The organism is Nostoc sp. (genome assembly GCF_036919815.1).
Classification (GTDB): domain Bacteria; phylum Cyanobacteriota; class Cyanobacteriia; order Cyanobacteriales; family Nostocaceae; genus Nostoc.
Map to the genome: position 1 here is coordinate 36282 of NZ_JBALCE010000058.1, position 12696 is coordinate 48977.

Below are 12696 nucleotides of genomic sequence, written 5' to 3' on the forward strand. Positions count from 1 at the left end.
CGCTGGTGAAATGACAACTTAATATGTTACCTGTAGAAATACGACCACGATTAATTACACTTTAGGAAGTTAACTTAAAAAAAATTTACTATAGATCCATGACAGTTTCACCATGTCGTAGCAACCTCTTTGTAGACCACAAAGATTTATATCAATTTTTGGTAGCAGTGCAAGAAAAGTGCGTCAAAAATAATTGCAGGCAAATTGTCAGTATCTCTCAGGAGATCGATTTAGTTGACCCTTTACTTGTATTGGATAAACTTACACAAGCAAATGAAATAAATTTTTACTTTGAGGACAAAGGTAAAGGAGAAGCGATCGCGGCAATTGATGCTGTAGCAAAATTACAGATTGATGGCGCAGACCGTTTTACTCAAGCAGAATATTTTATCAAATCTTGCCTAAAAAAAATAATTAATTTTGGTAACGCTAACCTACCTTTTTCTGGGCCTCACTTTTTTTGTTATTTCAGTTTTTTTGATAAAAATACCCAACTAGATTATCCATTTCCATCTGCTACCATCTTTCTTCCACGTTGGCAAGTAGCTGTAAAAAATCAGCGCTGTATATTAGTAACAAATATAATTATCAATGCAAATGTAAATATTGAAAGGTTGTTGGAAAATGTACAAAACAAAATTGAATTTCTCCAATCTTTAGAATATTACTCTGTTAATATTGATTATTTTCCAGCAAAGTTATCCCAAAAATCCGTCATTAATGCTGCTCAATTTAAAGGTTCAGTAGTATCTGCTTTGGAAAAAATTCGCTCTCGTCATTTAAGTAAGATTGTATTAGCAGATATATTAGATGTCAAATCAAGAAATCAGTTTAACTTAGTTAAATCCTTAAATAATCTTAGGCAAATACATCCTAACTGTTATATTTTTTCTATAAGTAATGGCAAAGGACAAAACTTTATTGGTGCAAGTCCAGAAAGATTAATTAGTATTAATAATCAACAGTTGATTACTGATGCTTTAGCTGGTTCTGCACCACGAGGTAAAACTCCTGCTGAAGATGCAGCTAATGCCAATCGCTTACTCAATAGTGAAAAAGAAAAGCACGAACATTCGCTGGTACTTGATTTCATTACACAACGCTTATCCCAGTTAGGTTTATTCCCCCAAATATTAGCACCCCGCCTGCGACAATTATCTAACATCCAGCATTTATGGACACCAATAAGTGCTACAGTTCCTACTAACATACATCCATTAAAGATTGTTGCACAATTGCATCCTACACCAGCCGTTGCAGGTGCATCACGAGATGTTGCTTGTGCCGAAATTCGTCGTTATGAAAGCTTTGAAAGGGGTTTGTATGCTGCGCCTCTGGGTTGGATAGATTCTGAGGGTAACTGCGAGTTTATTGTGGGAATTCGTTCAGCATTAATTGATGGCGATCGCGCAAGATTGTATGCTGGTGCTGGGATCGTAGCTGGCTCTGATCCTGACAAAGAGTTTGCAGAGGTGCAACTTAAGCTTCAGGCTTTACTGAAGGCATTAGTTTAATGGCTAATTTTTCAGCCACCGATGATTTTGCAACACTCAATCACTAAAATTTGCTTAGGTTACGTGCAGCTATTTGTTATAGTGCTGACTTGGTTGTTTGATTCGCTTGGGTAATACTTGAAATCCAGGCGATTGACGACAAATAAGATGTTTACTTTTTTTTCCTTACCGCGTTGTATATCTCGTGAGGAACGACGACAAATGTCGTGTTAATTGACAACTATCAACAAGGATAAAGGGCGATGAGGCTTATTTAATCTTCATCCTAGACCTTTTTGTCATCCTGCAAGCCCTTATACATATTCAAAAAAGGGCATTTTTAAATAGACTATATGAGTTGATTTCAATTATGCAAAGAATTGTAGGCTTCATTCAGTTTGGTGGCTGACTCTTCTAATAAGCGTTGTTCATGAGCATTTCTTGGTAACACTAGTTGGCGCTCAATACCTATTGAGCTAATAATACATGGAAGTCCAAGAACAATATTACTGTCAACTCCATACTTAGAATCTGCTCTCACTGAGACTGGAAATATCTGCTTTTCATCTCGCAAGATGGTATCAACTAACTGAGAAACTACTGTTGATATGCCATAGCTAGTATTTCCTTTACGTTCAAAAATGTTATAGCCTCGGTTACGGGTTAACTCTGCGTACTCTTGCTGAATTTGTTCCAGTGTTGCTCCTTGTGGAATGAAAAATTCAGTTAACGCAATTCCTCCAATAAATGCACTAGACCAAATGATAAATTCACTGTCTCCATGCTCTCCAATCACATAAATATGAACGTCCCGAAGAGCAACATTCAGTCGCTTACCAAGTTGATATCTCAGTCTAGCAGTATCAAGAACGGTTCCCGAACCGAAAATTAGGTTTTTTGCTCTAGTGGAACTGGCGATCGCAATCCGCGTTAGTACATCCACTGGATTGCTAACGATAAGTACGATTGAATTCGGTGCAACTCGATCCAATTCTTTCATCGTCGAACGCATAATCTCTGCATTGTCGCTCAAGGTATCTAATCGGGTCTGTCCTTGTTTTTGCTGCACCCCAACAGTCACGACAATGATATCAGAATCCGCTAAATCTTCATACTGATTTGATGGTATAATCTCCATTTCTTGAAGTAGGGGAATGCTGTCTTCAATATCCCATGCTTGCCCCTCAGCTTTTGATAAAGTTCGATCAAAAAGGACGACTGTTACACATTTACGGAGTAGCACTAAAGCATTTGCTACGTCTGCACCCACATTCCCCGCACCAATAATACCGACCTTAGATGTTTTGCTACTCATGCCAAATCTACTTTTTTGTAACTAGCCCAATAGGTTAATGTTAACTCCACAACTAACCCTTTCGAGTCAAGCAATTTTGGATTTTAGATTGAAAACAGCAATCAAGTCACTTGTAACTAAATAAACGTAAGTTTGACACGTTGAAAAAGGTGCTTCCATAACCTACTATAGGACTCAGATTTGATTTTTGAAAACATCCTGAGACTTAAAAGCCTGTTTGATCGGGGTTTCATTTGAAATCTTGTTCAGAAATCAGACATGAGTCCTATATGTGAGAATACTTTACACCAAATCCTGATGAGTAAAAGCTTTAGCATTCGCCCCGGTGTAACTAGCTACAATATGACCATCGCCAGTCATTTGATATTTGTATGTGACTAATCCTTCTAACCCAACGGGGCCGCGGGGAGGCATTTGTTGTGTACTAATTCCTACTTCTGCACCGAAACCATAGCGGAAACCATCAGCAAATCGGGTAGAACAATTGTGGAATATATTGGCTGAATTTACCAGTCCAAAGAAAGTTTCAACAGATATTAAATCTTCAGAGATAATCGCATCGGTATGACGAGAACCGTATTCGTTAATATGTGCGATCGCATCTTCTATAGAGTCTACAATCTTTATCGACAAAATAAAATCGCTGTATTCTGTTTCCCAGTCTGTTGCTGTTGCCGTTTTGATGTTAGGTAAAGTTTCTAAGGTGCGTTTATCACCTCTTAATTCCACATGGCGTTCTTGCAAAGCCTCAGCAACTTTTGGTAAAAACTCTGTAGCAATTGATTGGTGAACTAACAAAGTTTCAATGGCATTACAAACAGCAGGATATTGCGCTTTGGCATCGACGGTAATCGGAACTGCTTTAGAAATATCGGCGGTTTTATCTATATAAAGATGACAGATACCTTCGGCGTGACCTAGTACCGGAATGCGTGTATTTTCCTGCACAAACCTAACAAAGGAATTAGAACCTCTAGGAATAATTAAATCTACATATTTATCTAACTTCAAAAGTTCCAGAGTTTCTTCTCTAGTTGTTAGCAATTGTACCGCATCAGGGTTAACAGCAGTATGAGATAATCCTTGTTTAATTGCCTTAACGATCGCTTCACAAGAACGCACAGCTTCCTTTCCGCATTTGAGAATTACACCATTTCCCGATTTGATCGCCAAAGAAACAATTTGAATCGCCGCTTCTGGACGGGCTTCAAAAATAATCCCCAAAACGCCTAAAGGACAAGTAATCCGCTTGAGAATTAAGCCACTATCAAGTTCGCGGTGAATCTGTATTTTACCCACTGGATCAGCTAGCTTACCAACATCTCGTACCCCAGCAATCGCATCTCTTAATTTATGTTCATCTAATTGCAAGCGTTTATAAAGTGGTTTGGGAATTCCTTCGGAAGTAGCAGCTTCACAATCAGCAACATTTGCTTGTAAAATTTTATCTTTAGCTGATTCTAAAGCTTGGGCGATCGCAACAAGTGCTTGATTTTTTGCCTCAGTGGAGAGAAGCGCTAGCTTACTTGCAGCTTGGCGGGTTTGTCCTGCGATCGTAATTAGGGGAGAAGCAATATCAAGAATAGTCATAGTACAAATCTTTACCTTTTCGTCATCTTATCAATGTGAGTTGATCATTGGTTATCGTCTTCCTCCAATCGGGTGAACCATCTGGGTAATCAACAATTACTCTGATCGGGTGAAGCAAGACTGGGTTCAAAACATTTATTCTGTGATTATCGAATACAGGCAAATTAAAGGTAGTCAATTCACAGTAATAAAAGTATTTTAAGTATTATTACAGGCATTTTCCCAAATCTTAAATATGATTTATGCGTTAACCAGACTAGAGAGACATAGTAATTTATGTTTCTCTAGTCTTTTCTTTAAGTAAATAATTTATACTGCTATTATTTGAACTTTTACGAAATTTCCCTAGCGATCGCGGCATCTATTGACTTATGAGCCTTCTTTAGCAAGTTGGGCTTTTGCCTGTTGCCAGAGATTTTCTAACTCATCCAAACTGTAATCAGAAAGGGGACGGTCAACAGCTGCCTCCATTTTTTCTAAACGTTGCACGAATCGCTGATTTGTGCCTTGCAAAGCGGTGCTAGGGTCAAGATTATGCCAACGGGCTAGCTGAATAACTGCAAATAGTAAATCGCCTAATTCTGCTTCTTGTCGTTCTGGTGTTTCCTCAGCCAAAGCCTGTTGAAACTCCCCCAACTCCTCATAAAACTTATCCCAGACGCCCTGAATATTTTCCCATTCAAAGCCGATCGCCGCCGCCTTTTGAGAAATCTTCATCGCCGCCGTCAGTGGGGGAAGAGTACGCCCATAACGAGCGAGTTTAGCACTAAGTTTTTGTGCATCTGGAGATACTTCACCTTTTTCCGCAGCTTTAATTTGTTCCCAATTTTGCCGCACCTCATCCACACTTGCCACCGATACATCACCAAACACATGGGGATGACGGCGAATCAACTTTTGGGAAATCCCCTGAGTTATTTCTTTGAGAGAAAATTGTCCAGATTCGCTAGCGATTTGGGCTTGCAGCACCACTTGTAATAGTAAATCTCCCAACTCCTCAGCGATCGCTTCTTTATTCCCACCCTTAATTGCGTCCACCACCTCATAAGCTTCCTCAATCACATAAGGCGTCAGCGTTTCGGCAGTTTGCGCCAAATCCCAAGGACAACCACCATCAGGCGATCGCAACTTCGCCACCACCTCAATCAATTCCTGCAAAGCCACCAAACTCTCATCTTGATTTTCCATACCTCAGCGTCCCTCCGCGCTTCCCTCAGCGTTCCTTTGCGTTTAATTCTTAGTCTTCGGCCGACTACCACTCCTTCTCACTTTCCGTTTCTTAATTTTGCCACTAGGAAGCAACCCCCGAACCCCCTGTTTTTGAAACCGCTTGTATGCCGAACCGCCCCAATCGCACAGAGAATGACTCATCGCACCGAGTTCTAAGCCCAAAAACAAAGCGATATATTCAGTATCGTAATCCACAAGCGATCGCCAGACAGTTCCCCCCAAATCCTGCCAAGTAAAACTCAGATTCCCCAGCTTTTGGGCGATCGTCAAAACGAAAATTGCCAAAATAGCCAGCAAACATCCCAGATAAAGTATCCGCAAAATCGTGCCAATAATCGGCCCGTGGGATAAAAAAGAACGATGACGGAGACTTTTTTGATAAGGTAGCCAAATCCAGCGCAAGAAACCCCAGCGTTGAAATTGCACAGAGTAAATATCCAAATCGGGGCCAAACATCAGCCCACCAAAAAGAAACCCGCCTGCAACCAACAAAGTCGCATTGCTACTGTGAGTTTGCCAGAAAGTAACGCCCGCCACGAACGGCAGAGTATACATAGTAATGCGATCGTGCGTCCGACCAGAGGGCATCCTAAATCCTAAGTGCTGAGTAACTGAATACTGAGTCAGTATAAGAGAAAAAAAGATTTTCTTAAAACTACTAGCGCAATGTGAAATGTTTTGCTATATTAGTTAAGGATTGGGCGGTTAGCTCAGTTGGTAGAGCGCCTGCCTTACAAGCAGGACGTCATCAGTTCGAGTCTGGTACTGCCCATTAAGTAAATTAAGGCTAGAGACAGCTTAGATGCTGTTTCTAGCCTTTTTTAAATGGATTCATAATCTCTAATTGACCTTCGTTAAAGGCTGCTTTCTTCAGCAAATTGGCAACAACCTCATTCACAACCTGTGTACTAATGATGATTCCTTCAGGTTCTGTAATTGCAATAGCAATATTACGCTTTCTTGTTCTTTCTGTAACCTCCATCTTGTTATCGTCAAATAAACGATAAAGCCAAACATTCGTATCAATAAAAGATGTACCAGAACTCATAATTATCGGTTATAAATTTCCTCACGGCTGAATACACCATCCACTTGAACAGGATTTTCTGTTAATTCATCAATTATGTCTCTTTTTTTAGATGATTTTTTCGTCACCAAAACGATTACTTTAATATCATCTCCTTCACCAAGTTCTTGTTTGTACTCATCAGGAATCTGAATTATACCATTTTGAATCTTTGCTTGAAACTCAACCGCATTTAGCATCTTTAACCTCTATTATATTTATCGGGCTTGATCCATTATGAGCGATGCCCTTCTCTACGAGAGGCTACGCCAACGACAGGCTCAGGGTAAGACCTACGGCGGGCTGCGCCAACGCACCAGTAAGATAGTCCACTTGGGAAAAAGATTATCGGAGGTTACAGGCGATCGCCCGCTATATATTCAAACAGCAGTTAAAATAGGCTGAAAAGGTTGCAATAAAATACCCAAAATTTTATCAACTTCTTTAATATAGTACTCAGTCGAATCTATATAAACAGTCGTTTCTTATAAAAATAAAAACTTCCAGTTAGTTCCACTAGTAACTGAGCCATAAATCCGCCCAACTTCATTGCCTTGATTTTGATTGAACAACTGCGCTGCAATCATTGCCGCTACACATTGACCAAGACCGCCGATAATATCTTCTTTTTTCGCCTCAAAAATAAACATTACCGGAGCAGAAAGAAATAATTGCTCTTGAGAATTGCTGATAATGTAATCGCAAAAACCTTGCAAGCCTTGAGTTGCATCAACATTAAACTCATTCCCAGAAAACAGGGAGATTTGATTATTTAATAATCGTCTGACCTCTGCGAGGATTGGGGCAATTAAAAACTCTGATCTTGCTTTTTCGGTTGAAATTGCAGTTGCTAAAGGAATGTAATCTATTAAATCCCAGGCTGTAAATGTGAGTCCAGCTAATACTAATCCGGCTGCAACTGAACCAAAAAGGGCGCGTTTGAGAAAGTTATTTAGTTTCGCGTCACTCAGTTTTCTTTGTTCTCGTTCTTTTTCCAGTTCCGCCATTACCTGTTTTAACTTCGGTTCCTGTTGCTGACGGATAAAAGCGGCGATGTAGTCATGTACCAGTTGATAACGGTCAGCCGGGTTTTCTGGTAGCAAAACCACCAAGCCCGATTGGACAACAATTTCTAACACTAAATCTAATTTACTGATTTCAGAAGCTTATTCCGCCCTAGCTTCTGATCCCCCCGCCTGCGGCGATCGCCTTAAAAAGGGGGTTTTTGATCCCCCCGCCTGCGGCGACCCCCTTAAAAAGGGGGTTAAAGAAACTAAGCCCCCCTTTTTAAGGGGGGTTGGCGGGATCTGCGACAAGTACGGGATCAAATCGCGTTCCAACTCAGCGCGAGTTTTTAACGGGCGAGTTCCTTTGTCATCGGTCAGCAAATACAGTAATATATCTGCTGCTTGGTGATTTTCTTCACCGCAATCATTAACAACTTCATCCAAATAACGCTTAACCAATTCGTCTTTAGTGCCACGCTGCTGATATTCTGCCAGAGTTGTAATATTCTCTGTTTGCAGTTGCGCCCCCACAACCTGCAACTCAATGGGACGAACTTCACCCAATTCTCCGGCTAAATCCAGCACCATTTCTTCAACTAAAGCAGGTTCTAAGTGGAAATTAGCATTCTCTGTTAAACGCTGAATAATTAACTTGGCATCAGCAGGCGAGAAATTCCCCAACTTGTAAAGCACATTATTACTGAGAATGTCATTGCCAATAATCTTCAGGCTGGGCAAATCATTGCACTCTAGCAAGTAATGAATGTAATCCACCCGCAGCGATAAGATAACTTTCACCGATAGAACATTCAGACACTCTCCCAAAAACTCAAAGAATTGCTTCCTTTGTGCAGGTTCGGTGTAAACAAAGAAAAATTGAGATTTTCTAGCTTTGTCGTAATAACTGATCGTAATATGTCTCAGTCTTTCACCTTGTCGCTCTAAATTATTAGTTGACCGCCAAAAAACTAAGCTTTGATGATAATATTCAATTGCCGAATCTAAGTTTTTATGAAAATTTTCAACTAATCCTAACAAAAACAGGCAATTTGCTTTTAATTCCCCTTCTAAAATTTGTCCAGAGGATTGTAAATCTTGCCATGCTGATTTGATTTCAGGACAAATTTCTAAATTAATATTTAAATGATTATTAAAGAAGTGCGCTGCTGTTTGTTGGAGAAAATCAATTAATTCAACAGTTGCGATCGCAAAATTCCTTGTCGTCGCCCAACTCTCTAAATCAGGCGCAAACTGTATTAGTTGCTTATAGATTTCATCGTTAATCCACAACACCAATGGAAAAGGAAAATTCTTGCGAAACTCTTCCCGCACCTGATTAGCAGAAGTTAACATCACAGACAAATTCTGCACTGATTCCAAACCCACAACCATCACACAGGCTGGTTTTTCTTCGCCAAATTCTGACTGAATCGCAGTATAAAGAGTCCTGTGAGATTGCTGCACCGCCAAAACACGAATTTCGACTTGACAAATTTCCTGCAATTTGGAGATTAAGCGATCGCGCTCTCTAGCATAATTACACCGTGCCAAAATCAGCTTAAACTGTCCCACAGAGGACTCAATCGCCCAAGCTAATTGTGTCACAGAGTTCCGGCGTAGCCCGTCGTAGCGCTCGCTGTTTACATAGTCATTTTCTGGTGGTTGCGAGTCTGTCATAAGTGACGTAAATCTATGGTTAAAAGGGCGGTTAGAAACCGCGTCTACACGAGGCTCGTATTGTCCTAGATATCCTTGATTAAAAGGATAAACTTTTTTACTCCCTTCCCACTACAGAATTACCTCTCTTCTCTTTGGGTCTCTGCGGTTCCTTAAGAAAGAATAAAACCACAGAGACGCAGAGGGCACAGAGAAATAAGATGTAACTAATATTAAGTATCTGCAAAAACTTCGACTCTTTTTTGATACTATTTAAGGCCGGATTCTTTAAATATTGATTGACGTATGAGCAAAGGTACCCTGTTTGATAAAGTTTGGGACTTACACACCGTTGGTACACTTCCCTCAGGGCTGACGCAACTATTTATCGGGCTTCACCTAATTCATGAAGTCACCAGTCCCCAAGCCTTTGCGATGTTACGCGAGAGGGGTTTAAAAGTACTGTTTCCAGAGCGTACTGTTGCCACAGTCGATCATATTGTACCGACAGAAAACCAGGCGCGTCCCTTTGCCGATCGCTTGGCAGAAGAAATGATCCAGGCACTCGAACATAACTGTCAAGAAAATAACATAACTTTTTACAACATCGGTTCTGGCAGTCAAGGTATAGTTCATGTCATCGCTCCAGAACTTGGGCTGACTCAACCAGGAATGACGATCGCTTGTGGAGATAGTCACACATCAAGTCATGGGGCATTTGGTGCGATCGCATTTGGGATTGGTACTAGTCAAGTCCGGGATATTCTCGCTTCTCAAACCCTCGCCCTTTCTAAGTTGAAAGTCCGCAAAATTGAAGTTAACGGTACTCTCAACCCCGGAGTTTACGCCAAAGATGTAATTTTACATATCATCCGCACCCTTGGCGTGAAAGGTGGTGTGGGCTATGGCTACGAATTTGCAGGTACGACATTTGAGCAAATGAACATGGAAGAAAGGATGACTGTCTGCAATATGGCGATCGAAGGCGGTGCTAGATGCGGCTACGTCAATCCCGATCAAGTCACCTACGATTACCTCAAAGGTAGAGATTTTGCTCCCAAAGATGCAGATTGGGATCAAGCAGTAGTTTGGTGGGAATCCATCAAGAGTGATGCTGATGCCCACTACGATGATCTAGTGGTTTTCGACGCTGCGGAAATTTCTCCTACCGTTACCTGGGGAATTACTCCCGGTCAAGGTATCGGTGTCAACCAGTCAGTACCTCAGCCAGAAGAACTGTTAGAAGAAGACCGATTCATTGCTGAAGAAGCTTACCGCTACATGGATTTATATCCTGGTCAACCGATCAAGGGCACCAAAATAGATGTCTGCTTTATTGGTAGTTGCACCAACGGCAGGATTACTGATTTACGGGAAGCGGCGAAAATCGCTAAAGGTCGCCACGTTGCAGAAGGAATCAAAGCTTTCGTTGTCCCTGGTTCTGAAAGGGTGAAGCAAGAGGCGGAAGCTGAAGGATTGGATAAAATCTTTCAGGAAGCTGGATTTGAGTGGCGGGAACCGGGATGTTCCATGTGCTTGGCCATGAACCCCGATAAGCTAGAAGGAAGACAAATCAGCGCCTCCTCCTCCAACCGCAACTTTAAAGGAAGACAAGGTTCCTCTTCCGGGCGCACATTGCTAATGAGTCCAGCAATGGTCGCCACTGCTGCAATTAAAGGTGAAGTCTCTGATGTACGCGAGTTGCTGTAACCCCATCTGATGGCAGAGACTTGTCTCTTAAACTTTTCTTTCTTTCCTTTGCGTCCTTTGCGTCCTTTGCGGTTCGTTTTCAAAATATATGGTAAGTGAAGTTAAAACAGTTTCAGGGCATGGTATACCCTTAGTAGGCAATGATATCGATACCGATCGCATCATTCCCGCGCGATATTTGAAAGCCATTACCTTTGATGGGTTAGGCGAAGGGGCGTTTATCGATGACCGGACAGCACTTAAAGGTGAACATCCCTTTGACCAATCCCAATATCAAGGCGCGAAGGTTTTAATAGTTAACCGTAACTTTGGCTGTGGTTCATCACGGGAACACGCACCCCAAGCGATCGCAAAATGGGGAATCCAAGCTTTAATCGGTGAAAGCTTCGCCGAAATCTTTTTTGGTAACTGTGTGGCAATGGGCATACCTTGTGTGACAGCCGATGCTGTTAGTGTTAAACAACTGCAAGAGTTAATCGCTGCCAATCCCCAAGCTGTCGTGACAGTGAATTTGGAAACTTTGCAAGTGCAAATTGGTGATTACACCGCTTCAGTTGCGATCGGTGAAGGTACAAGAAGCACATTTATTTCTGGAACTTGGGACGCTTGCGGTCAGTTGGTGGCGAATGCTGATCAAGTTCGGGCAACGGCTGCCAAATTACCTTATGTGAGTTGGGGCAATTTAGCCGCAAGTTAATATTTTCTCGTTCCCTGGCTCTGCCGGGGAATGCTCTCCATTGCCGCAATGCGCAGCCTACTTACAATCTGCCACAGAATTAGAAGATCCTGAGAAGTGGAGTTGGTGTTTCAAAAGGATTGAAAGGGCAATTTGGCTAGCACGCAAAATTAATCATAAATTTGAAGATGTTGTTTCACATATAGAGACAGTTCTTGATCGCTGCAATGGAGAAGATCCGATGTGGTTATCAGCAAAGCTTATGGAGCTTTTGCAAGAATATAAACTCGGTAATCCGACGAAATACGCTGCTTTAGCTGAAAAAGCCGCAACCCTAGCAGAATCAAACAATGATTGGCGTAGGGCTAGAAACTATTGGGAAATTTCCGTTCAGTGGAATTTCTGCGATCGCTAGTCAATGAAATAGTAATAGTATCCTGGGTATTAATTGTGATATTTTGGTTAGCGCGTTGGCAAGGTATTGCAGATGCACAACGAGACGCTGGTCAAAACTCCACCTTGCCCGTTGTAGCGTTAATTACACCGGAAGAAAAGTTTGCTGTGGGACGCAAACTTGATGATATATTTGCTGATCCGTCTTTGAAAGGCTACCGCATTATTGGCGTTGGCGTAGCCCGCCGGAGGCATCGAGGTCTATTCGACGACTTGCGAGGCAGGGAAGATAATGATATCAGCAATCCAAAGCAGCCAAGAGTCTGGCGCTTACTCCTAGAACGTGGCGGCTGGATTTATTTGTTTCGAGCATTGCCCCCAAATGCAAAACCTGACGAGCTACCATCGGTGTTAGCTATTCAAGAAAGTGAGAAGGGACATATCATCATTCGCAGTCCAGAAGTTTCCAAAACTAGTTCTCCTGATTTGTAATTCAATAACTTGTTTAAATTTAGGTTAATAAAAAGTTATTTATCCTTAACCACTGTTTTATAATGCCC

12 protein-coding genes, 1 tRNA gene and 3 pseudogenes are annotated in these 12696 nt (G+C 41.5%); 7 read left to right on the forward strand and 9 right to left on the reverse strand.

From position 1 onward, the window contains the following. Positions 1-98: 98 nt before the first annotated feature. A complete protein-coding gene (locus tag V7K15_RS14040; protein WP_334906103.1) occupies positions 99-1514 on the forward strand; it encodes an isochorismate synthase in 1416 nt (471 codons plus the stop codon). Positions 1515-1857: 343 nt separating this feature from the next. On the opposite strand, the pseudogene V7K15_RS14045 reads toward V7K15_RS14040, so the two are convergent. The 4 genes and pseudogenes from V7K15_RS14045 to V7K15_RS14060 form a co-directional block, all read right to left on the reverse strand. Beyond that, positions 1858-2811, reverse strand: a pseudogene (locus V7K15_RS14045) (L-lactate dehydrogenase); the annotation flags it as partial. A 279-nt stretch (positions 2812-3090) separates the two neighbouring features. Beyond that, a complete protein-coding gene (locus V7K15_RS14050; RefSeq protein ID WP_334906104.1) occupies positions 3091-4398 on the reverse strand; it encodes a glutamate-5-semialdehyde dehydrogenase in 1308 nt (435 codons plus the stop codon). A gap of 369 nt (positions 4399-4767) precedes the next feature. Further along, a complete protein-coding gene (gene mazG / locus V7K15_RS14055; RefSeq protein WP_334906105.1) occupies positions 4768-5586 on the reverse strand; it encodes a nucleoside triphosphate pyrophosphohydrolase in 819 nt (272 codons plus the stop codon). A 42-nt stretch (positions 5587-5628) separates the two neighbouring features. Continuing rightward, complete coding sequence (locus V7K15_RS14060) at positions 5629-6216, reverse strand: metal-binding protein (protein WP_334906106.1); 588 nt, start codon at positions 6214-6216, stop codon at positions 5629-5631. A 111-nt stretch (positions 6217-6327) separates the two neighbouring features. On the opposite strand from V7K15_RS14060, the gene V7K15_RS14065 reads away from it, so the two are divergent. Further along, positions 6328-6400 (forward strand) — tRNA-Val (locus tag V7K15_RS14065). A 39-nt stretch (positions 6401-6439) separates the two neighbouring features. Here V7K15_RS14065 and V7K15_RS14070 read toward each other — a convergent pair. Together V7K15_RS14070 and V7K15_RS14075 are read right to left on the reverse strand one after the other, a co-directional pair. Continuing rightward, positions 6440-6676: a hypothetical protein gene (locus V7K15_RS14070; protein ID WP_334906107.1), complete on the reverse strand. Its 237-nt coding sequence runs from the start codon at positions 6674-6676 to the stop codon at positions 6440-6442. Positions 6677-6678: 2 nt separating this feature from the next. Further along, positions 6679-6894 carry a hypothetical protein gene (locus V7K15_RS14075; RefSeq protein WP_334906108.1) on the reverse strand — a complete coding sequence of 72 codons (216 nt, stop codon included), beginning with the start codon at positions 6892-6894 and terminating at the stop codon, positions 6679-6681. Positions 6895-6931: 37 nt separating this feature from the next. On the opposite strand from V7K15_RS14075, the gene V7K15_RS14080 reads away from it, so the two are divergent. Next, positions 6932-7099, forward strand: coding sequence for a hypothetical protein (locus tag V7K15_RS14080; RefSeq protein ID WP_334906109.1), 168 nt, complete (start codon positions 6932-6934; stop codon positions 7097-7099). On the opposite strand, the pseudogene V7K15_RS14085 reads toward V7K15_RS14080, so the two are convergent. From V7K15_RS14085 to V7K15_RS14090, 3 genes and pseudogenes are all read right to left on the reverse strand, one after another. After that, positions 7075-7566 (reverse strand): annotated as a pseudogene (locus tag V7K15_RS14085) (hypothetical protein); the annotation flags it as partial. The gene V7K15_RS14080 and the pseudogene V7K15_RS14085 sit on opposite strands and share 25 nt — an antisense overlap. A gap of 6 nt (positions 7567-7572) precedes the next feature. After that, a pseudogene (locus V7K15_RS29990) lies at positions 7573-7848 on the reverse strand (hypothetical protein); the annotation flags it as partial. A gap of 12 nt (positions 7849-7860) precedes the next feature. Then, positions 7861-9378: an nSTAND1 domain-containing NTPase gene (locus tag V7K15_RS14090; RefSeq protein ID WP_442949672.1), complete on the reverse strand. Its 1518-nt coding sequence runs from the start codon at positions 9376-9378 to the stop codon at positions 7861-7863. A gap of 285 nt (positions 9379-9663) precedes the next feature. Here V7K15_RS14090 and leuC point away from each other — a divergent pair, with 285 nt between their 5' ends. The 4 genes from leuC to V7K15_RS14110 all read left to right on the forward strand — a co-directional run bounded on the left by leuC (position 9664) and on the right by V7K15_RS14110 (position 12628). Beyond that, positions 9664-11067, forward strand: coding sequence for a 3-isopropylmalate dehydratase large subunit (leuC, locus tag V7K15_RS14095; RefSeq protein ID WP_334906110.1), 1404 nt, complete (start codon positions 9664-9666; stop codon positions 11065-11067). Between the two features lie 88 nt (positions 11068-11155). Further along, positions 11156-11764 carry a 3-isopropylmalate dehydratase small subunit gene (gene leuD / locus V7K15_RS14100; protein ID WP_334906111.1) on the forward strand — a complete coding sequence of 203 codons (609 nt, stop codon included), beginning with the start codon at positions 11156-11158 and terminating at the stop codon, positions 11762-11764. 40 nt (positions 11765-11804) lie between these two features. Then, positions 11805-12158, forward strand: a complete 354-nt coding sequence (locus tag V7K15_RS14105) for a DUF7380 domain-containing protein (protein ID WP_334906112.1) — start codon at positions 11805-11807, stop codon at positions 12156-12158. Then, positions 12119-12628, forward strand: a complete 510-nt coding sequence (locus tag V7K15_RS14110) for a hypothetical protein (RefSeq protein ID WP_334906113.1) — start codon at positions 12119-12121, stop codon at positions 12626-12628. Before V7K15_RS14105 ends, V7K15_RS14110 begins: the two co-directional genes overlap by 40 nt. Positions 12629-12696: the final 68 nt, after the last annotated feature.